Origin of the sequence: Epilithonimonas sp. UC225_85 (assembly GCF_042695135.1) — a bacterium.
Classification (GTDB): Bacteria; Bacteroidota; Bacteroidia; order Flavobacteriales; family Weeksellaceae; genus Epilithonimonas.
The window spans coordinates 3,668,700-3,688,022 of the sequence record NZ_CP170547.1 but is presented as its reverse complement, the minus strand read 5'-3'; the positions used below and the strand labels follow the sequence as shown (position 1 = coordinate 3,688,022).

Genomic DNA, 19,323 nt, shown 5'->3' with positions numbered 1-19,323 from the left:
TTCGTGACAAAGTGTTTATCTCTAAAAGATTGAAATTATTCCGAAAATTTAGCCTATATAGAATTATAAATTGGTTATAATAAAAAAGAGAAGCGCTATAAGCCGGATTCTGTTTAAGCCTGTTATTTATCTGCACTTTATATTACTATAAAGTTTTAGCTGCTTACCCCTCATCAATGATCGAGCCGATCTTAACTGATGATATACTTAGCATTGCACCGCATAGAGTTTACCTGGTTTCACTACAGCCGAACTGTACTTGCTTTCTGTTGCACTTGTCCTATTTTTACAAATGACGGATGTTATCCGCTATGCTGCCCTATGGTGTCCAGACTTTCCTATCCAAATAAATCTGGATCAACAAGCCACGCTTCTCAAGTAGCAAAAGTAATTAATTCCTGCTTAATTTTTAATCATTTTTTTGGATAAAATATGTTCGGCTTTCTTGTATATATTTATAATATAAATTTGAGAATTCAATTTAGAAATATCTATTTTTTCTTGTTTGTTTGGATTTATATTTTGTTTTTTGATAAGCCTTCCGGAGCTATCTAATATTTGTATTTCAATTTTATCATTGAATATCGATTTGCTTTCTATTACTACATAATCTTCTGATGGATTTGGATAAAGAACAAAATCATATTCATTACTTTTTATGTCCGAAACTCCGAGTTGTGTTTTGTTAATAGTCCAGGCTATCGTAGAAAGATGAATTGTATTGTGGTTATTGGTCCGAACCATAGTTGTATTATCGTAAACATTAAACAAAATGTTATTTGTTCCTAAATTTAGCTGATCGGGTTGTATGGTGACATTACTTACATCCGTAGCAATACTCTCATTATTAAGTTTCCATTCTGTTTTTAATGTATTAGGAATTGGTAAAATTAAATTCACGGATAAATCGACTGGCTGATTGGTTGTAATTGTAGCAGAATTTGACGGTGAATAACTGTCGATCGGATTTTTCACAGTATGGATTTTCTCAACTAATGCTTCCTTACAGACATTACAAAACTGTCTGTTCAAATATCTCATTTCACAATTCTGATGCGGACGGTACCAAGCTGTATTTTCTGTGAACTGATAGATTCCCACACTTCCGGTATTCAACCAGTTTTTCCAGCGAACTGTTTCGGTGTCGGATGTTTTTGTTTTGTTAGGAGACTCACCTGAGCCAGAAAACCAATATTCGTCTGCAAGTTTGCCAAATGAATGTCCCAATTCGTGATATGCCACATCCGGAGCCTGGTCATTTCTTGATAAAAATGCGTAAGTTCCTCCACAGCCTCCGTATTCTGTATTATTTCCTAGAACAAGTGCAATATCGAATTCTGGCATATTTGCAGCCAGTGCCTGTGTTACCTTATTTACACTGCCGTATATGCAACGATGAGTTCCCGATGTATCGTAAGAAGTACTAAAATAATTATTAGGATTACTTATAGGAATTACAGGTTCAGTAACATCATTTGCAGTAGCCGGGTGTTTCACGCCACTTTCTAAGGAGATCACTTTAAGTGCATAAACGTTAAAATAATTTTTATAATTTGAATACGGCTGTTTATTCATAAGATAATTGGAAACAAATGTCGCATCTTCCATAAAAGTAGCTTGTTCAGATGCAGTATAACCGTCTCCCAATATTACCAGATTAATCCTTTTATCCTTGGTTCCATTTTCTAATAAAGGAACCAGATCAAATAATTGTGCGTAAGTTATATTAAAGGATAAAAAACAGAGTAAGTAAAAGTATTTCATAATTATAGTTTTAGAGTGAAGATCCGATCCGATTTACCATTGTCAGTTTTGTGGATTTCTAATTTTGAGATGTTTCCGGAATCATTATAGCGGTAAAAAAATTCAGCTTTAGATAATTTTCCGATTTGCTTTTCCATAGAGTTTTCGCTGTAAGATTCAAAAATCGGAGATAATGGATTATCAATAATTGATGTTTTAAAAACCTGATCATTTTTGTCAAACAACATAATTTTATAATAACTGTTAGTAATTTCTTTTGCCGTTCCAAAGTCTTCATTTTTAAAAAAGCCATCTGATACTTTTTTATCAATCAATTGCACAATCACTTTCCCATCAGCTGATTTTTCCGCTTCGAAAAAAAGATAAACTATTTTAGGTTTAGGCTGTCCAATTGTATCTTCATTTTTAGAAGATGAAAGAACTTTAGATTGATTTGTACAGCTAAACATCAAAATTAAAAGTGAACAAAAAATGATATTGATAGATTTACGAATGACCATAAACCAAATATAATCAATAATATATAATCGGATAGCAAATTTTTTCAACAAAATAATTTGTTTAATTAACGGATTCAATATTCCTCGGTCATCATAATTTCTTGTTACATATAAAAGGAATAAATTCTTATCTTCGTTTCCGGAATGGACAATAAACAGAAAGAATTTTCTAAATTAATAAAGAATAATCAAGGGCTTATTATAAAAGTCTCGCGTCTTTATACCCATTCTTTAGAAGATCAGGAAGATCTTTTTCAGGAAATCGTGTTACAACTCTGGAAATCCTACGACTCATTCCAGGGTAATTCTAAAATTTCGACGTGGATGTACCGTGTGGCTCTTAATACGGCAATTACATTATTCAGAAAGAAAACAAGACAGCCGCAGACAGATGAGCTGCAGGATTTTCACAGCAAAGATTTCTTGGAAGATAATGATGAAAAACAACAGCAGATTTCTCTATTGTATAAGGTTATAAAACTTTTACCAGATGTGGAAAGAGCAATCGTAATGATGTATCTGGATGATGAACCTTACAAAGAAATCGCTGAAACGTTGGGTATTACAGAAGTAAATGCCCGTGTGAAAATGAACAGATTGAAGAAAATTTTAAAAGAATTAATGATAAAGCATGCCTAACTCAGAAGATTTTGATATCGATTCTCTAAAGAAAACCTGGCAAGATCAGCAGATTTCTGATGGCTATGACCAGAACGAAATCGAATCTATGCTTAATAAAAAATCCAGAAATTATGTAAAATATATTCTGTGGATTAGTGTTGCCGAATTTGTAATTTTTGGTTTTATTAATTTTCTGGCTTTATTCTCAGAGGATTTCCATACAGATTTTACAAGTATTCTCAATAGACTCCAGATCAGAAATCAGAATGAAGTAGAATTCTCTTTGGATAAAATTTATTACTGGATGAAGATTTTTAGTTTAATCATTACCGGGGTTTTCGTAGTCATATTCTATATGAATTATAAAAAAATCAATGTAGAATCTAACCTCAAGAAATTTATTACACATATCCTTCACTTCAAAAAAAGTGTTAATCTGTTTATCTTCAGTAATATATTTTTACTGATACTTTTCATAGGTAGTTTTACGAGTTTCATTGTCTTTACAATTAAAAAACAAAATATTCATATTGATAATCCGACATTTTGGGGATTGATTACAGGAGTCGTTTTCAGCTTATTGATCTGTATTATTCTTATTTTACTCTATTATAAACTGGCCTATGGGATTTTACTCAAACGTCTTTCTGTCAATCTCAAACAACTGGAAAAAATTGATTCTGAAAAAACGTAATATTCTTAGTTGGTAAAACATTGTTCTTCATTAGATTATGATTTTGCAACATTTTCCCTATCTTTGCACCCATAAAAAGATCTTTGAAATGCTGGGAAGAAGACAAATCCGCGAAAAAGTTGTAGAATCGCTCTATGCTTATTATCAAAACCCGATCAGGTTTGAAGTTGTTGAGAAAAATATGTTCTCAGAAATCAATAAAATCTATAATCTTTATATCTACACGCTCAACTTTTTGGTTGGTCTCAAGAGTCTGACAGAAGATCAGATGGAAATCGGGAAGAACAAATATATCAAGACTGCAGAAACTGAAAACCCAAATCAAAAATTAGTAAGAAACCAAATTCTGATTCAGATAGAAAATAATGAGGAAAGAAGGAGTTTTACAAGCAAGCACAAAGATCTGATCTGGGATTCCAACGACCCGATTCTGGTAAAGACCTTTCAACGTATAAAAGCAGGAAAACGGTATCAGGATTATATGCAGGATGAAGAGATCTCTTTTGAGGATGATCAAAAATTCATCGGAAAACTTTTCCTGAGATATGTGGCAGAAAACAGTGATCTGCACGACAGATTCGAGGAAAAAGAAATGTCCTGGGCGGATGATTTGCATATTTCCAATTCTATGATTCAGAAAACTATTGGTTTTATGAAAGAAGATGAACCCTCTCACACCCTTATAAAAATGCTGAAAGATGACGAAGATGATGCATTTGCCAGAAAATTACTGAGGTCTTCACTTAATAATTGGCAGGAAGCTGAGAAAAAACTCGAAGAACGTCTTGTAAATTGGGAATTGGAAAGGATTTCTCTTTTAGACAGAATTGTACTGATTGCTGCCATTACAGAATTAGATAATTTTCCATTGACGGCTTCAAGAATTATCATTAATGAATATATTGACATCTCCAAAGTCTATGGAACCGAAAAATCCAATATCTTTATCAACGGAATTTTGGATAAATACACAAAAGATTTGAATCGAATATAATTTTATAACATATGAAATCAATCAAAATATTAGCAATAGCTGCACTTTGCACATTAGCTGTTTCTTGTAACAAAAAAGAAAATACTTTAGACCATATCCCAGGAGTAGATTCTACTCAGCCAAAAACTGTTGTGGATGCACTTTCTCAGCAACAAGCTCCGGAAGAATCAGAAATGCTGAAAGAAGCGCAAAGCAAACCTTTAACAACAGTTGCTTTCAGTGAGACTGATCATAATTTTGGAGATATCAAAAAAGGAGAAAAAGTAGAACACATCTACGAAGTAACAAACACAGGAACAAATCCTTTGATCATTTCTAACGTAAAACCAGGTTGCGGATGTACAGTTCCGGACTTTACGAAAGAGCCAATCTTACCAGGAAAAAAAGGAAAAATCACTTTGCATTTCGATTCTACAAACTTCGACGGCGCTGTCAACAAAGTGGCAGATGTCTTTGTAAACGTAGAAAAAGCACCGGTAAGATTAACATTCTCAGCTAACATTACTCAATAATATAAATTATGCTTACAATATTTTTACAGGCAGCTGCGCCAGCGCAATCTATGACTCCGACATTAGTAATGATCGGTTTGATGGTTGTCGGATTCTATTTTCTGATGATTCGTCCTCAGATGAAAAAATCAAAAGAAGAAAAGAATTTTCAGGAAGCTTTGAAACCAGGAGCAAGAGTTGTCACAACTTCTGGGATGCACGGCAAGATCTTCAGCATTGGAGAAGATGGCGTTGTGATTGAAACTTTAAGTGGTAAACTGAAGTTTGAAAAAGCAGCAATCTCAAAAGATTTTACAGCTGCAAGATTCCCGGAGACTTTCGGAGAAGTTAAGAAATAAGATTTTTTCTAAATATAAAAAAGCGCAGAATGTTTGATTCTGCGCTTTTTTTGGGCTAAATAATTAACAAATTACTTGGTCACATTATCAATAAATTCAAGGATGGAATCTTTGCTCCAATCCATAGAACTATCTTCCTTTTTCAAAATTCTACCATCTTTTCCAATTAGGTAAGTCGTAGGAAAAGCAACCGGCAAAATTTTTGGATCCAAAGGACTTTCTGCAATATAAACAGGAACTGTGTAATTGTTTTCTTTTAGAAATTTTTTCACATCTGCTTCCTGATCCTGCATTGCAATCAGCACAAATTCTACTTTATCCTTTTTCAGATCATAAAGTTTCTGGATCGTTGGCCATTCCGTTCTGCAAGGCGGACACCAGGTTCCCCAAAAATTAAGGAATAAAACCTTTTCACGCAGATTTTTCAGGTTAGTACTGCTTGTGTTGATTCCTTTTAGGTCAATATTCAAAGCCTCTTCAGAAAGCAGTGTTTCGTTGTTGATCTTCGCAACAGTAGGGCTCATTGCGATCTGTTCCGATACAAAATCACGAAGCGGCTTTATCAGCGCAAATGCAGATAGAGCAACGATCAAAATAATGTAGATTATATTTTTTTTTAGAAATTCCATATTCAAAATTATTTTATTCCTTTAAATTCAAAGTAGTTTCCCGTTTTTTGATAAACCAATCTTTTTGAAGAAACCTCGCCCTTTTCGTTTATCAGAGGGATGCTGACCGAATTTGTTTTTTCATCAAATGTGATCAATTCTAAAGGGCGTTCCGGACGATCAACCACGCTGAAAAAATCAAACTCTGATTCAATTCTATTGAGTATATTTTTTTTTGTTTTAAAAATTTTATCAGAATCAATCAATTTTCCACTTTCTATTCTGAAGGCCTGGATGGCTTGAGATACATCTTTCGTAGAAAAAATCCCGTTGAAAATGACCAGATAATATTTTTTATTATTAAGATTTGTCTCAAATATTTTTGAAATGAAGTAATGATTCTGATCGGAATTATTGGAAATAGTTGCGACTTTCCCATTTGACCGAAACTGAATAATCTGCGCGAAATCCTTCATTGTCCCACCCATTTGTGTATCCCAGGAATAAAATCTCAATTTTCCATCCTTAGAAGTCGCTACATCTAAACCGGTCTCTTTTTTTATTTTTTGAAAATCATAAGTGAAGCTTTTCGGATTTTTAGAAAGGAAATCTTTAAAGGTTTCGTCAAAATCTAATGAAAGTTTAGTTTTTTCATCAAAATCTTTTTCATCAGATAATTTTTGATATTTATCGATAAAAAAATCTTCGGTCTTAGGCAGATTTCCAACTTGTGCCAACACAAAATGCGAAGTCAAAAATAAAAACAGTAGAAGAAAACGGCTTTTCATTTTTTTTAAATTAATTCCAGAAGTTCTGCAATCGTATCAAAACCTCTGTTTTTAGCATAATAAGTCTGCAGTTCTACATAGAATTGATCTTTCGTAAATTCCTCCGGATTGTCTCTATGTTTTTTAAGAAGTTCTGTCCCGTGTTTCGGTCTTGGTCCCCAATGTGCTATTTCGCTGAAGTTTTCTTCCAGAAATATCACAATTGGGATGGATTTTCCACCATTTACCAGATAGTTATCGATCAAAGAAGGTTCCTGATCTCGGTAAGAAATTCTAATTTCAAATTGTTCAAAAAATTTCACCACAACCGGAATAACCTGACTCGCATCACCGCACCAGGCTTCGGAAATAATCAGGATTTTCCCGTTGAATTTCTTCTTAGCAAAAGCCTCAACCTGATCAGAATTTGGAATATATTTTTCCCACATTCTGTTCATTCTTTGAATCCCGAGTTTGTAATATTCAGCGTAGTCTGCTTCATGTGAATCCTTTGGATCTGCAAGTCTTTGTCCAGCTTCACGAAGATAATCTGTGTAAGAAATGGCGTTGTCCCAAAATGATTTGATGTCCATTATATTTTTCTGGTTTTATTGATTAAATACATATCTGCCAGCACAAAAGCGGCAAGACTTTCCACAATCGGGACAGCTCTCGGAACTACACAAGGATCGTGCCTGCCTTTACCTTCTACAACCACAGTTTCTCCATCTTTGTTTATGCTTTCCTGCGGGCGAAGAATGGTTGCAACCGGTTTGAAAGCTACACGAAAATAGATGTCCATTCCATTGGAAATGCCGCCTTGGATTCCGCCGGAAAGATTGGATTGAGTCGTCCCATCCTGGTTGAAAAGGTCGTTATGTTCTTTTCCGGTCATCTTTGCGCCACAGAATCCGCTTCCATATTCAAAACCTTTGCAGGCGTTGATATTCAGCATTGCTTTTCCTAATTCGGCGTGCAGTTTATTGAAAATCGGTTCGCCCAATCCAACCGGAACATTTTTGATGACACAAGTTACCGTTCCGCCAATCGTATTGCCTTCCTTTTTTATTTCCTTGATTCTCTCAATCATTTTCTCAGCCGTTTCCTCGTCTGGACAACGAACGATATTGCTTTCGGTTTTAGAAAAATCCAAATCCTGATATGGTTTCTCGCAGAAAATTTCGCCGACTGAAGAAACGTAAGCATTGATTTCAATCTCGGGAAGAAGTTGTTTGGCTAAGGCGCCCGCTACAACCCAATTCAAAGTTTCACGGGCAGATGATTTTCCTCCACCACGATAATCGCGGATCCCGAATTTTTGGTCATAAGTATAATCGGCATGACTGGGGCGATAAGCCTGGGCGATGTGGTCATAATCTTTAGAACGTTGGTTTTCATTTTCTACAATGAAACCGATTGGTGTCCCAGTCGATTTTCCGTCAAAAATTCCTGATAGAAACCGAACTTTGTCGCCTTCTTTTCTTTGTGTAACAATGGCAGATTGTCCTGGTTTTCTTCGGTCAAGTTCGAGCTGAACTTTCTCAATATCGATTTCCAGACCGGCGGGAAAATTGGTAATAATTCCGCCGTAAGCTTCTCCGTGACTTTCGCCGAACGAAGACAGTGTCAAAAAGTTTCCTAAAACATTAAACATAAATAGAAGTTAGATAATAGACGGATAGATGATAGATTAATTTTAAACTAAAATACTACCGTTACAAATTTACTGATTAAAAACTTATTTTTGAATAAATTGCTAGTCTATTATCTATTCGTCTATTATCTGAAAATCTATCTTTGTAATATGAATTCCAATAAAACAGTTCTGATTCTCGGTGCCAATTCTGATGTGGCGAAACAATGTATTTTACAATATCTAGCAAAAGGATTTTCCATCATCGCATCTTCCAGAAATCTGACTTCTTTGGAAAATTTCGTCAATGAAAATCAATTAGATAAATCTAAAATTGAAATCAAATATTTTGACGCAGCGGATTTTGCTTCTCATCAAAAGTTTTATGATGAGTTACCTTCAAAACCAAATATCGTCGTTTACGCCGCTGGATTTCTGGTGGAAAATCAACAAGCTTTAAAAGATTTCAATAGCACTTTTGAAATGATGAAAACCAATTATATAGGCGCAGTTTCTATTTTGAATATCATTGCAACTGATATTAATAATAAAAATTTAGAAAGAATCATTGGATTGTCATCGCTTTCGGGTGTTCGTGGAAGGAAAAGTAATTTTATCTATGGAAGTACAAAATCTGCTTTTACGCAATATCTGGCCGGACTGAGACAGGAATTATCTTCAAGAAATATAATTGTGAATGTGCTGGTCATCGGTTACATTAATACAAAAATCAATGAGGGTTTGGAACTTAACAAAAATCTGATAATGGAGCCGGATTATGTTGCAAAGTTTGTTGTGAATGCCGGACATTCTTTTACGATTGTTCCCAACTGGAAATGGAAAATTATCTATTGGATTTTGAAATGGTCTCCGGAATATCTGGTTGCGAAATTGCCTTAATGCAAAATTAATAATCAAATTTACTTTTCATCTTAATGAATTTCTTCTCAAATAATTGATAGCTGATAAAAGAAACAAGGTAAGCAAAGCTAAAACTTAACATAAAATCTAATCCAAAATTTTGCAGGTTAAAGTAAGTATTGATGATGATAAAACATATAGGATGGTAAACATACAGGCCAAAACTGATCTTTCCAGTAAATCTTAAAAATTTAGTTTGAAATACTTTCTTCACTCGATTTGTAGATTGTAAAGAAATTATAACGGCAATAGAACTGCCGTAAAATAAACCTAAAACCAGGTATCTTATACTGCTGTCGAGTAAGGAATAGGTTCCGTTTTTAAAAGAAATGTACGCTAGAGGGATTATTGATATTGCAAAAACGAAAAAAAACCTTTTTAAATTCTCTGATATTAATTTATTTTCCAATTCCAGAACGGCTAAAAATGCTCCTATCGCAAGTTCATCAAATCTTGCTAAAGTAAATTGGGACTCTTCAAAGTCATTTTTAATGAGAAGGATCCTAGTTAAAAAAGAAATGATGCAGAGAATTAAAATCACCCATTTGATCCTTTTTAGTGAACAGTGATATATAATCAAAGGCCAGAATAAATAAAAATGTTCTTCGACTGATAAAGACCAGTAATGACTCGGACCAATGCTTTTCCAGTCAAATGTCAGTGCAAAATTCTGAAGAAATGTCCAATACCAGATCTGTTCGGAAAAGCTTCCAAATGGTCTATTGAGAAACAAAGGAAGTATAAAATAATAAAGGATCAAAAAGCAATAATACAAAGGAAAAATTCTTAAAATTCTTCTCAGGTAGAATGACTTAAAATAGGACGGGTTTTCTTTTGTATTTAATAATATCCGGGTAATTAGAAAGCCGGATAAAACAAAAAATAGCGATACGCCTGTTTTCCCAAAGAGCGATAATTTTTTTATGACGATTAGCATCTCATCGGACGGATTGATGTCCTGAAAAAAATGATAAAACATAACCATAATTACAGCAATTGCTCTGACACCGTCTAATTCGTTATAATGCTTTAGTCTTAAATTCATTTAAAAAGTCATGTTTTAACTTCTGTTGAGGATAGATTTATGAGCGAAAAATTAGGCTTATTCTTTTCCTGGTTCTAATTTATGATTTTAAATCTGATTTTTAAATCATACTTTTTTAGTATGATTTAAAAATTGTTTTTATTTTTGTTCCTTTAATCATTAGTTATGGAATTAAAAGAAATAGAAAGAATAAAAAAATACGGTTCAGAAGAATTTACTTCGAAGTACATGAAAGCTAATATTCCTGTCATTATAGAAGATTTTATTGACGAGGAAAGTCCTGCTCTGAAAAAATGGAATTATGAATATTTCAAAGAAATAGCAGGAAATCATGAAGTAGATGTTTACGGAGAAGAGATCCATTCTCTTGACAGAGCCGCAAGCAAGCCGTTGGCAAGAATGAAGTTTGCGGAATATCTGGATCTCATCAGTAAGGAAAAAACAAAATACAGGCTCTTTTTATTTAATCTTTTGACCATAAAGCCGGAACTCAAAAAAGACGTGGTTTATAAAGACATTACAAAAGGCAAAGTCTTGTCCTGGCTGCCATTTATGTTTTTTGGAGGAGAAGGTTCCAATACCAGAAATCACGTCGATATTGATATGTCGCACGTTTTTCTCACACAATATCAAGGGATTAAACGGGTTTGGCTGTTTCCTCTTAATCAATCTGATCTGATTTATAAATTACCGTATAATTTTCACAGCATTGCAAACTTGAAAACATCATCTCAGGAAGAATTTCCCGGATTGAAATATCTTAACGGCTATGAAGCGGTTTTGAAACCCGGACAGACGCTTTATATGCCGTCTGGCTGGTGGCATTTTATACAATATGAAACCGAGGGCTATTCTATTTCTGTGAGAGCACTGCCTTTTAAAGCAATAGAAAAGTGGAGAGGTTTTAAAAATCTTGTCATTACTCAGCATTTTGATAATGTGATGCGAAGACTTTTCAAGGAAAAATGGTTTGACTACAAAGTTTCAGTCGCTAAAAAAAGAGCTCAGATTGCAATTAATAGAATTGAGGGGAAAGATTATCTTGAAGATATTCCTGATATTCCAATACATTTTTAAACAAAAAAGCGAAGAATAATTTCCTCACTTTTTTCGAATTTAATATTTTTTCAAAACCCTTTTTCTATCTCGTTTTTCAATATAATCTAAAACTGCAGCTTTCGTGGTCAGCCAATTTCTTCCCTTTTTAAAGGCGTCAATCTTCCCCTGTCTTGCTAATAGACTCACATATTCCTGACCATAGGGGAGTTTTTCTTCTTCCACAATGTCAGAAATAGGGCGGTAATCATCATAAGTATTGTTGAGCGAACTCAAATAAATATCTAAACTTCTTTCCAAAGCCTGCAAAATAAGTAATACTAATTTTGAGTAATTCCCATTATTTGCAAAGTTTAAAGCATCGTAATATTTTTTTCTGTCGTTTTTAAGGATGATTGCTGGCGGAAAACCTTCTTTCATCAACAGCAGATTAAAAAGCAGACGAGCCGTTCTTCCATTACCATCAAAAAACGGATGAATCCAGACAAAACGATGATGAAAAATAGCCGATTTCAAAACGATATTCATTTCACAAGTGTTTGCCCAATCTGTCAACTCTGTGATATAGTCATCAATTTTTAAAGCATTAGGCGGAACAAAGTTTGCCCCGGAAATCCGCACGCCGGAAGTTCTGAAGCGTCCTGCAAAATCTTTTTCAATTTTTTGAAGGACCAATTCGTGAATATTCAGAATATCGATTTCTTTTAAAATATAACTATCCGATATTAAGCTTTCAACCAATTCAATTGCTTCCTGATGATTCACAGCCTCAAAATGTTCCCGCAAAGATTTTCCTCTGATTGTAAAACCTTCTTCAATGACCATTTTGGTTTCCTGGAGCGTCAAAGTATTCCCTTCGATGCTATTAGAGTTGTAGGTCCATTCTATCATCAGACTTTCTTTGATGCTTTTTAAAGCATAAGTCGGAATTGGCCGCAATTTGTCTAATTCTGCTTTTTTTTGCTGAATCCTTTCGAGTTGTTTTTCTAAACCTTCAAAGTAATATGGATATTCTTGCCAGTTCATACAGCAAAGATATTAATTTTGTTTTAATATCGGATAATATTATTTTTGCTTTTATCTGATATTATAAGATTTAATAATTAATAATATTTGATTGAATTGATCCAACTTCTTTTTCAACAAGTGGAAATTGTCTTGATATAACTTTATAAGTGATTATTGTATCTGTTGAAGATTGTTCAATTCCAATCAATTTTATATATAAAATTTCATTATTTTCTAAATGAAGACAACCATACAGTTTCTTTTTATTTTTTAATCTCTCTGTGGAAATTTGTAATCTTTTCAATTCTTTCGGATAGAATTGTTTAAGAGTCTCATTGTCATAATAATATTGATTTTCTATTTCAACTGAAAGTATTTTGTTGTCGGTAAGTGTGCTTTCGTATTTTTTTTCAACTAAAATATTAGGAACATTAAAAACTACGACGATAAGAATTATTGATATTGAAGCAAAAAAATGATTTGTATATAAATCGTGTTCCTCTAAAATCGGAATGATATCATTTATGCGTTTAAAACCAACAGCTTTTACAATAGGGAAAATTGAAATTATTAAAGATATGATTGCAATATATCTCAAATAATAAAAAAAAGAAATCGCTGTTCCCATAAATTAGAAGCGAAGAAAAATTTCTTCGCTTCTAATTTATGATTTTAAATCCAATTTAAGTTCCAGTTCCGTAAGCTGTTCCTGATGAATCGGCGCCGGCGCATCAATCATCACATCCCGACCGGAATTATTTTTCGGGAAAGCGATGTAATCTCTAATCACTTCATTTCCATCAAGAATCGCCACCAAACGGTCAAATCCAAACGCCAAACCACCGTGAGGCGGAGCTCCGTATTTGAATGCATTCATCAAGAATCCGAACTGTTCTTCTGCTTCTTCTTTTGAAAATCCTAACAAGTCAAACATTCTTGACTGTATATCTTTATCAAAAATTCTAATAGAACCACCACCAATTTCATTTCCGTTCAATACTAAATCATATGCGTTAGCTCTTGCTTTACCTGGGTCGGTTTCCAAAAGGTGGAAATCTTCGGTTTTCGGAGAGGTAAAAGGGTGGTGCATGGCGTGGTATCTTCCGGATTCTTCATCAAATTCCAAAAGCGGGAAATCTACGACCCAAAGTGGTGCGAATTCGTTTCCTTTCCTTAAGCCAAGACGATTTCCAAGCTCCATTCGCAATGCGGAAAGTTGCGTTCTTACTTTGTCAGCATTTCCGCTCATCAAAAGCATTAGGTCTCCAGCTTTTGCATTAAATGTTTCGGCGACACGCCGTAAATCTTCTTCAGAATAGAATTTGTTGACAGACGAAGTTATAACACCATCGTTTTGGAATTTAACCCAAACCAATCCTGTTGCTCCAATCTGTGGGCGTTTTACCCAATCCACCAATTCGTCGATTTGTTTTCTTGTATAATCTGCAATGCCTTCAACATTAATTCCGACTACCAATTCCGCGTCATCAAATATTTTGAAGTCTTTTCCTTTTGTTAAGTCATTCAACTCGTGGAATTCCATTCCGAAACGAATGTCCGGCTTGTCGTTTCCGTATTTCTGCATCGCATCTGCGAAAGTCATTCTTGGGAAATCCTGAAAGTCGTTTCCGGTGATGTCTTTCAAAAGAACTTTTGTCATTCCTTCGAACACATTCATAATATCTTCCTGCTCTACGAATGCCATTTCGCAATCGATTTGTGTGAATTCCGGTTGTCTGTCAGCACGCAAATCCTCATCACGGAAACATTTCACGATTTGGAAATATCGGTCCATTCCACCCACCATCAACAATTGTTTGAAGGTTTGTGGCGATTGCGGCAATGCGTAAAATTGTCCCGGATTCATTCTGCTTGGAACCACGAAATCTCTTGCTCCTTCCGGAGTTGATTTAATTAAAACAGGTGTTTCGACCTCGATGAAACCTTCTTCGGAAAGATAATTTCTCACTTTCTGCGCCATTTTGTGACGGAAAATCAGTTTGTCTTTTACCGGATTTCTTCTGATGTCGAGGTATCTGTATTTCATTCTCAATTCTTCGCCACCGTCAGTTTCGTCTTCGATGGTAAAAGGCGGCAATTGAGATTCATTTAAGATTGTTAAGTTTTCAACTAAGATTTCTACGTCTCCGGTTGCAATTTTTGGGTTTTTGGAAGTTCTCTCGATAACGGTTCCTTCAACTTTGATGACGAATTCACGGCCTAGTTTTTTAGCTGTTTCCAAGAGTTCTTTGGAAGTTCTGTCCTCGTCCAAAACCAATTGTGTGATGCCGTAACGGTCTCGCAAATCTATCCAAATCATAAAACCTTTGTCACGGATGGTTTGTACCCAGCCGGAAAGTGTTACTTTTTCATTCAGATTTTTCAGCGTCAGTTCGCCGTTTGTGTGTGTACGGAACATTTTTTTAGATGTTAGATGTTAGACTTTAGAGATTAGACATTTAGTCGTCCAATTTCCGAGTGCAAAGATAATAATATGTATAATAAATGATTGAAATATAAACATAAATGTTCGTAATTGATTCTGGTTATTAATAATTCTGGCGAAGCGCGTGAGGGATAGAAGAGGATATCCTTTTTTGCGGATGGATTGAGCTGAGGAAAAAAGATAGTAACGGATAGCCCGGCCCGAGCGGTAATCCTTCGAGAACCTCAGGATGACAGGCGTTGGCGAGGGACATGCTCAGATTCTTGGTAGTCTCGGGAAATTATTGTAATTTAGTGGAAATCAAATATTTAATTATTATGGGAAAAGGTGACCAAAAATCTACCAAAGGAAAAATCGCGCGAGGAAGTTATGGAAAATCCAGACTTAGAAAAACCTCGAAACCTGTAGTAGTGGCGGAAAAGCCAGTAAAAGAAAAAGCAGAACCAAAGCCGAAAGCGACAAAAGCGAAGGCTGAAAAACCAAAGGAAACTGAAGAAAAATAAAAAATCGGGCTCGTAATTTACGAGCCCGATTTGTATTTGTAGTGTGATTTTTATTTTCCGAAAAGTCCGCCTAGTAATCCACCAAGTCCGCCTTGCTCAGATTGTTTTTGATTTCCACCGGCTAAAACACTTCCAAGAATGTCGCCTAATCCGCCTCCGGAAGATTGCGTTGCGCCACCAAGTACGCTTCCCAGAATGTCACTCAAAGGATTATTGGATGCCTGTGCTTCCTGAGCAGATCCGCCAAGGATTCCACCAAGTAGATCTCCCAATCCGCCACCAGAAGTGACGTTATTAGCTTGTTTTTGCTGACCGATGTAGCCCATAATTACTGGAGCTAACATCGCCAATATTGGTCCAATCTTGTCCATCGAAATCCCTGTATTCTGAGAAAGTTGGTTTTCTACTGTTGCTTTTTCTCCTCCGAAAATATGGTTTAGGATAAAATCTCCTTCTTGCTCTCTGTCAAGTGCTTGTGCAGGATTGTTCAAGATGCTTCCGTCGTGGTGTTTGTCAAGCGTTGCATTCAGTTTGTCTGCTTCGTCAGAATTTTCTGATTTTTTCTTCAAGTAGCTGATTACCAAAGGCGCTGCTACAATCAAAAGTGCAATGATTTGGTTTTTGCTGATCCCGAATTTGTTCTCTGCCTGTTCTGCAACCTGGTTGCCTGTACTTCCTGTAATAAGGTCTAATAAACTCATAATTTATGTTTTTGTATTTGACCAAAGATAAAAATTATTAGAGATATTTATAATTAAAACTTTAAAGTTTGCGGATTTCTTCTAATGTCTGATATTTTTTCCGTAGTTGAATAAATTCATTAGATGCTTCTTTTAAGGCTTCGACGTTATCAATTGACTTTCCATTATCAAGTGTGAATTCTATACATCCGATATTATTATTGAGCCACGGAAGCATATAATAATTCAGTCCGCCTTTATATAATTTGTCCTGATGAAACTTCTTTCCCTGCGGAGTGAATGAAACAAGAAAAAGACTGAAACAATAAAATAAAGGAATGAAAAGAGGTGCGAATTTCAGTTTTATCAAGGCATATTTTGCACTCAATTTCTTGATTCCCAAAGCGATAAAAACAATGAAGAGAAGATAAAACGGAATGAAATAAACATAGTTGTCAGAAACCGCATAAAAAGTCGCAAAACCCAGTGTGAAAAGAGAAGCTGTGGCAATAAAAAAGAACTCGTTTTTGAAATTTCTGTACAAATAAACAATTCCGCTGACACAGAAAATGATGAAAATATTAAAATTGTAGATCAAATACAAAACTGATTTTACGACGTCTTTTATCAGGTCAAGAAAACTTTGCTCAAATGTATTTTGTACCCAAGGTCCTTTTTTGGATGTGAAAACATATTTTGCTTCAATACCATTCAGGTAATTTACGAAAAACATGAAAGAAAATATAGTAATGAAGGAAACCAGTGATATTAAAACCTTTTTACGGTCAGATCTCAGCAGATAAAGCAAAACCAAATAGCCAGGAATCAGCATAATATTCTGGATATGAACCCAAAAACTTACACCCAGAAAAATACCTGCAAGAATAATATAATTCTTAGAATTATCCTTCAAAGACTTGATGGAGTAAACCAAAAAAAGAATTACCCACAAAGCATTAAAAGTGTAAACTTCTACAGTTTCTGCGCTTCTCCAAAACGTAAAACCAAACCCAAAAACAACAGTTGAAGCTACAGCAATCCAGTTTTCTTGTATGAATTCTTTTATCAAAACATAAACAAAACCAACTGTGAGAGCCGCCGGAACGACGGACATAAGACGCATTGCGAAAACACTGTCAATATTCAGGAATTTTGTAAAAAATATCGGAATATTGATGTACAAAAAATGGGCAAGCGGCGTCACATTCGTTATGAATTTCCGGTTTTCAACATCGAGAACGAACCCGATACAATCTCCAAACGATATTTTGGAAAAACTACCGATGTAATAAATGATAAAAAAAGAAAGAAAAATTAGAAAGGTTATCGTTTTTTTTGTCATCCATTTTAGTTTTTAAAGATCGGAACGTTGCTGCACGCTTCACCAAACATCAGAGATTTAACGAGTGGCTTCAATTGTTCCACCAGTTCCACATAAGCATTATTTGGAATCAGCTCATCGCTGCAGCCTTTTACCAGAACACGTTTGTCTCTCAGTTCAGAAAAATCGTAGGTCTGGATGGCATTATGCATCAAAAGAACTTCCAGATCTTCACGATTCCCGAAAACCACTTTTTTCGCCGCATCGGTCACTTTGGAAGTGATCAGGAAATACGCCCAAAGCGGAATGATCACATCCTCAGAACAATAGATGTAAACGTATGCATCTTTGTAAAGTTCGGCATCAATATTTTTGATTTTTTCACGGAAGTCTTTTTCCTTCAGGATCAAACCTTCCCAAAGAAAATCTTTAATGTCAATCCCTATTCTTTTCCCTTTCGGAACCAGATCAGAAATATCAAAATTCACCAATCCGCTTTCCGCAATTCTATTTATGATCTCTTCCATTTTCTAAATTTAAATTTTTTTCAGGAGCTTGATCCCGCTTTCCGTTGCAATCTTTTTCTTTTTTAAAAAAAGAAAAAGGATTTCCACTGCAATCGGGGCTATGGGTTTTGTTTGTAAAGGAAAAGTTTTCCTCAATACCAACTTTCCCTGAACAATAAACCAAAATGATTTATTTTTGTTCAAAGTTAAGAATTTCACAGAAAAAACTTAATTTTAAAAATCTATCATCCAAACTCGAATAATCTAAAATCCATATCTTGAAATATTATATCATAGCTGGCGAAGCTTCCGGCGATCTGCACGCTTCCAACCTGATGAAAGCCATCAAACAAAAAGATCAAAATGCCGATTTTCGCTTCTGGGGCGGCGATCTGATGCAGACACAAGGCGGAACATTGGTAAAACATTACCGCGATCTCGCTTTTATGGGGTTTTTGGAAGTGGTTCAGAATCTGAAAACCATTCTCAACAATATAAAGGTCTGCAAAAAAGACATTCAGGGATATAAGCCCGATGTTTTGATTTTGGTAGATTATCCGGGATTTAATTTGAGGATTGCAAAGTTTGCCAAAGGATTGGGAATCAAGGTGGTTTATTATATTTCGCCGCAGCTTTGGGCGTGGAAAGAAGGCCGCGTGGAAACCATCAAAAAATATGTGGATGAGATGCTCGTTATTCTCCCTTTCGAGAAAGATTTCTATAAAAAACATGAAGTCGATGCTCATTTTGTCGGCCACCCGTTGCTTGATGCAATTGTAGGACTGCAACCTGTTGATATTCAAAAATTTAAATTAGAAAATAACCTCAACGAAAAAAAAATTATTGCCCTTCTACCGGGTTCCAGAAAACAGGAAGTAACAAAAATGCTGGAGTTGATGCTTTCTGTCAGAAGCTATTTCTCTGATTATCAATTCGTCATTGCCGGTGCGCCGAGCTTGGAGAAAGAGTTTTATCAGCAGTTTGTAGATGATGATGTTCATTTCGTATCCAATAAGACTTATGATCTGCTTAGATGTTCAAAAGCGGCTTTGGTAACTTCGGGAACGGCAACTCTGGAAACGGCTTTGCTGAATATTCCGGAAGTGGTTTGCTACAGAGGAAGTATGATCTCTTACGAAATTGGAAAACGTCTGATTAAAAATATCAAATATATCTCTCTCGTCAATCTCATTATGGACAAAGAAGTGGTGACAGAATTGATTCAAAATGAACTGAATACAGATAATCTGGTGAAAGAACTCAATAAAATTCTCAACACAGAAAAAAGGAATCAGGTCTTGAATGATTATGAAATTCTGAGATCAAAACTAGGCGGAAGCGGCGCAAGCAACAATGCAGCGGAAATAATCTATAGGATAAAAGAATAAAGAATAAAGAAAAAAGGA

Annotated in this window: 22 protein-coding genes and 1 other RNA gene; 9 read left to right on the top strand and 14 right to left on the bottom strand. The window is 35.1% G+C overall.

Annotated elements, in window-relative coordinates:
* Window positions 1-82: 82 nt before the first annotated feature.
* The 3 genes from rnpB to ACFJGY_RS16835 form a co-directional block, all read right to left on the bottom strand.
* Window positions 83-377: RNase P RNA component class A (rnpB, locus tag ACFJGY_RS16845), an RNA gene on the bottom strand.
* A gap of 25 nt (window positions 378-402) precedes the next feature.
* A complete protein-coding gene (locus ACFJGY_RS16840) occupies window positions 403-1,764 on the bottom strand; it encodes a M64 family metallopeptidase (RefSeq protein WP_379966417.1) in 1,362 nt (453 codons plus the stop codon).
* 2 nt (window positions 1,765-1,766) lie between these two features.
* Window positions 1,767-2,213: a hypothetical protein gene (locus ACFJGY_RS16835; RefSeq protein WP_379966414.1), complete on the bottom strand. Its 447-nt coding sequence runs from the start codon at window positions 2,211-2,213 to the stop codon at window positions 1,767-1,769.
* A 195-nt stretch (window positions 2,214-2,408) separates the two neighbouring features.
* Between ACFJGY_RS16835 and ACFJGY_RS16830 the strand changes: the two genes are divergently transcribed.
* From ACFJGY_RS16830 to yajC, 5 genes are all read left to right on the top strand, one after another.
* Complete coding sequence (locus ACFJGY_RS16830) at window positions 2,409-2,903, top strand: RNA polymerase sigma factor (protein ID WP_379966411.1); 495 nt, start codon at window positions 2,409-2,411, stop codon at window positions 2,901-2,903.
* Window positions 2,896-3,579 carry a beta-carotene 15,15'-monooxygenase gene (locus tag ACFJGY_RS16825; protein ID WP_379966408.1) on the top strand — a complete coding sequence of 228 codons (684 nt, stop codon included), beginning with the start codon at window positions 2,896-2,898 and terminating at the stop codon, window positions 3,577-3,579. Before ACFJGY_RS16830 ends, ACFJGY_RS16825 begins: the two co-directional genes overlap by 8 nt.
* Window positions 3,580-3,667: 88 nt before the next feature.
* Complete coding sequence (locus ACFJGY_RS16820) at window positions 3,668-4,573, top strand: transcription antitermination protein NusB (RefSeq protein ID WP_379966405.1); 906 nt, start codon at window positions 3,668-3,670, stop codon at window positions 4,571-4,573.
* A gap of 11 nt (window positions 4,574-4,584) precedes the next feature.
* Window positions 4,585-5,085, top strand: coding sequence for a DUF1573 domain-containing protein (locus tag ACFJGY_RS16815; RefSeq protein ID WP_379966402.1), 501 nt, complete (start codon window positions 4,585-4,587; stop codon window positions 5,083-5,085).
* Between the two features lie 8 nt (window positions 5,086-5,093).
* Window positions 5,094-5,423: a preprotein translocase subunit YajC gene (gene yajC / locus ACFJGY_RS16810; protein ID WP_379966399.1), complete on the top strand. Its 330-nt coding sequence runs from the start codon at window positions 5,094-5,096 to the stop codon at window positions 5,421-5,423.
* A 71-nt stretch (window positions 5,424-5,494) separates the two neighbouring features.
* Here the strand turns inward: yajC and ACFJGY_RS16805 are convergent, their stop codons facing one another.
* Genes ACFJGY_RS16805 through aroC form a run of 4 tightly spaced genes read right to left on the bottom strand, consistent with a single transcriptional unit; the run spans window position 5,495 to window position 8,452 of the window.
* On the bottom strand, window positions 5,495-6,052 hold the full coding sequence (locus ACFJGY_RS16805) for a TlpA family protein disulfide reductase (RefSeq protein WP_379966396.1): 558 nt from the start codon (window positions 6,050-6,052) through the stop codon (window positions 5,495-5,497).
* Window positions 6,053-6,060: 8 nt separating this feature from the next.
* Window positions 6,061-6,819: a hypothetical protein gene (locus tag ACFJGY_RS16800; RefSeq protein ID WP_379966393.1), complete on the bottom strand. Its 759-nt coding sequence runs from the start codon at window positions 6,817-6,819 to the stop codon at window positions 6,061-6,063.
* Between the two features lie 5 nt (window positions 6,820-6,824).
* Entirely contained in the window at window positions 6,825-7,391 is a 567-nt protein-coding gene (locus ACFJGY_RS16795) for a thioredoxin family protein (protein WP_379966390.1), read from the bottom strand.
* Window positions 7,391-8,452: a chorismate synthase gene (gene aroC / locus ACFJGY_RS16790; RefSeq protein WP_379966387.1), complete on the bottom strand. Its 1,062-nt coding sequence runs from the start codon at window positions 8,450-8,452 to the stop codon at window positions 7,391-7,393. The genes ACFJGY_RS16795 and aroC overlap by 1 nt, the downstream gene beginning before the upstream one ends.
* Window positions 8,453-8,542: 90 nt before the next feature.
* Here aroC and ACFJGY_RS16785 point away from each other — a divergent pair, with 90 nt between their 5' ends.
* Window positions 8,543-9,331: an SDR family NAD(P)-dependent oxidoreductase gene (locus tag ACFJGY_RS16785; protein ID WP_379966384.1), complete on the top strand. Its 789-nt coding sequence runs from the start codon at window positions 8,543-8,545 to the stop codon at window positions 9,329-9,331.
* 7 nt (window positions 9,332-9,338) lie between these two features.
* On the opposite strand, the gene ACFJGY_RS16780 is transcribed toward ACFJGY_RS16785, so the two are convergent.
* A complete protein-coding gene (locus ACFJGY_RS16780; RefSeq protein ID WP_379966381.1) occupies window positions 9,339-10,397 on the bottom strand; it encodes an acyltransferase family protein in 1,059 nt (352 codons plus the stop codon).
* A 165-nt stretch (window positions 10,398-10,562) separates the two neighbouring features.
* On the opposite strand from ACFJGY_RS16780, the gene ACFJGY_RS16775 reads away from it, so the two are divergent.
* Window positions 10,563-11,474, top strand: coding sequence for a cupin-like domain-containing protein (locus ACFJGY_RS16775; RefSeq protein WP_379966378.1), 912 nt, complete (start codon window positions 10,563-10,565; stop codon window positions 11,472-11,474).
* 39 nt (window positions 11,475-11,513) lie between these two features.
* Here ACFJGY_RS16775 and ACFJGY_RS16770 read toward each other — a convergent pair whose 3' ends face one another.
* The 3 genes from ACFJGY_RS16770 to aspS all read right to left on the bottom strand — a co-directional run bounded on the left by ACFJGY_RS16770 (window position 11,514) and on the right by aspS (window position 14,880).
* Window positions 11,514-12,479 (bottom strand): Fic family protein, encoded by a 966-nt coding sequence (locus ACFJGY_RS16770; RefSeq protein ID WP_379966375.1) that lies wholly within the window; start codon window positions 12,477-12,479, stop codon window positions 11,514-11,516.
* Window positions 12,480-12,549: 70 nt separating this feature from the next.
* Window positions 12,550-13,089, bottom strand: coding sequence for a hypothetical protein (locus ACFJGY_RS16765; protein ID WP_379966372.1), 540 nt, complete (start codon window positions 13,087-13,089; stop codon window positions 12,550-12,552).
* 36 nt (window positions 13,090-13,125) lie between these two features.
* On the bottom strand, window positions 13,126-14,880 hold the full coding sequence (gene aspS, locus ACFJGY_RS16760; RefSeq protein ID WP_379966369.1) for an aspartate--tRNA ligase: 1,755 nt from the start codon (window positions 14,878-14,880) through the stop codon (window positions 13,126-13,128).
* Between the two features lie 344 nt (window positions 14,881-15,224).
* On the opposite strand from aspS, the gene ACFJGY_RS16755 reads away from it, so the two are divergent.
* Window positions 15,225-15,410 carry a 30S ribosomal protein THX gene (locus tag ACFJGY_RS16755; protein ID WP_379966366.1) on the top strand — a complete coding sequence of 62 codons (186 nt, stop codon included), beginning with the start codon at window positions 15,225-15,227 and terminating at the stop codon, window positions 15,408-15,410.
* Window positions 15,411-15,460: 50 nt separating this feature from the next.
* Here ACFJGY_RS16755 and ACFJGY_RS16750 read toward each other — a convergent pair whose 3' ends face one another.
* From ACFJGY_RS16750 to ACFJGY_RS16740, 3 genes are all read right to left on the bottom strand, one after another.
* Entirely contained in the window at window positions 15,461-16,111 is a 651-nt protein-coding gene (locus tag ACFJGY_RS16750; RefSeq protein ID WP_379966363.1) for a DUF937 domain-containing protein, read from the bottom strand.
* Window positions 16,112-16,172: 61 nt separating this feature from the next.
* Entirely contained in the window at window positions 16,173-17,432 is a 1,260-nt protein-coding gene (locus tag ACFJGY_RS16745) for a protein O-mannosyl-transferase family (protein WP_379966360.1), read from the bottom strand.
* Between the two features lie 5 nt (window positions 17,433-17,437).
* The gene (locus tag ACFJGY_RS16740; RefSeq protein WP_379966357.1) at window positions 17,438-17,938 is read right to left on the bottom strand and encodes a DUF2480 family protein; all 501 of its coding nucleotides are present in this window, start codon (window positions 17,936-17,938) and stop codon (window positions 17,438-17,440) included.
* 257 nt (window positions 17,939-18,195) lie between these two features.
* Between ACFJGY_RS16740 and lpxB the strand changes: the two genes are divergently transcribed.
* Complete coding sequence (lpxB, locus tag ACFJGY_RS16735) at window positions 18,196-19,305, top strand: lipid-A-disaccharide synthase (protein WP_379966354.1); 1,110 nt, start codon at window positions 18,196-18,198, stop codon at window positions 19,303-19,305.
* Window positions 19,306-19,323 lie beyond the last annotated feature (18 nt).

Excerpts from the sequence above, each read along its gene's own strand:
- ACFJGY_RS16840 (WP_379966417.1), bottom strand. The coding sequence starts at position 1,764 with ATGAAATACTTTTACTTACTCTGTTTTTTATCCTTTAATATAACTTAC.
- ACFJGY_RS16835 (WP_379966414.1), bottom strand. The coding sequence starts at position 2,213 with ATGTTTAGCTGTACAAATCAATCTAAAGTTCTTTCATCTTCTAAAAAT.
- ACFJGY_RS16830 (WP_379966411.1), top strand. The coding sequence starts at position 2,409 with ATGGACAATAAACAGAAAGAATTTTCTAAATTAATAAAGAATAATCAA.
- ACFJGY_RS16825 (WP_379966408.1), top strand. The coding sequence starts at position 2,896 with ATGCCTAACTCAGAAGATTTTGATATCGATTCTCTAAAGAAAACCTGG.
- ACFJGY_RS16820 (WP_379966405.1), top strand. The coding sequence starts at position 3,668 with ATGCTGGGAAGAAGACAAATCCGCGAAAAAGTTGTAGAATCGCTCTAT.
- ACFJGY_RS16815 (WP_379966402.1), top strand. The coding sequence starts at position 4,585 with ATGAAATCAATCAAAATATTAGCAATAGCTGCACTTTGCACATTAGCT.
- yajC (WP_379966399.1), top strand. The coding sequence starts at position 5,094 with ATGCTTACAATATTTTTACAGGCAGCTGCGCCAGCGCAATCTATGACT.
- ACFJGY_RS16805 (WP_379966396.1), bottom strand. The coding sequence starts at position 6,052 with ATGGAATTTCTAAAAAAAAATATAATCTACATTATTTTGATCGTTGCT.
- ACFJGY_RS16800 (WP_379966393.1), bottom strand. The coding sequence starts at position 6,819 with ATGAAAAGCCGTTTTCTTCTACTGTTTTTATTTTTGACTTCGCATTTT.
- ACFJGY_RS16795 (WP_379966390.1), bottom strand. The coding sequence starts at position 7,391 with ATGGACATCAAATCATTTTGGGACAACGCCATTTCTTACACAGATTAT.
- aroC (WP_379966387.1), bottom strand. The coding sequence starts at position 8,452 with ATGTTTAATGTTTTAGGAAACTTTTTGACACTGTCTTCGTTCGGCGAA.
- ACFJGY_RS16780 (WP_379966381.1), bottom strand. The coding sequence starts at position 10,397 with ATGAATTTAAGACTAAAGCATTATAACGAATTAGACGGTGTCAGAGCA.
- ACFJGY_RS16775 (WP_379966378.1), top strand. The coding sequence starts at position 10,563 with ATGGAATTAAAAGAAATAGAAAGAATAAAAAAATACGGTTCAGAAGAA.
- ACFJGY_RS16770 (WP_379966375.1), bottom strand. The coding sequence starts at position 12,479 with ATGAACTGGCAAGAATATCCATATTACTTTGAAGGTTTAGAAAAACAA.
- ACFJGY_RS16765 (WP_379966372.1), bottom strand. The coding sequence starts at position 13,089 with ATGGGAACAGCGATTTCTTTTTTTTATTATTTGAGATATATTGCAATC.
- aspS (WP_379966369.1), bottom strand. The coding sequence starts at position 14,880 with ATGTTCCGTACACACACAAACGGCGAACTGACGCTGAAAAATCTGAAT.
- ACFJGY_RS16755 (WP_379966366.1), top strand. The coding sequence starts at position 15,225 with ATGGGAAAAGGTGACCAAAAATCTACCAAAGGAAAAATCGCGCGAGGA.
- ACFJGY_RS16750 (WP_379966363.1), bottom strand. The coding sequence starts at position 16,111 with ATGAGTTTATTAGACCTTATTACAGGAAGTACAGGCAACCAGGTTGCA.
- ACFJGY_RS16745 (WP_379966360.1), bottom strand. The coding sequence starts at position 17,432 with ATGACAAAAAAAACGATAACCTTTCTAATTTTTCTTTCTTTTTTTATC.
- ACFJGY_RS16740 (WP_379966357.1), bottom strand. The coding sequence starts at position 17,938 with ATGGAAGAGATCATAAATAGAATTGCGGAAAGCGGATTGGTGAATTTT.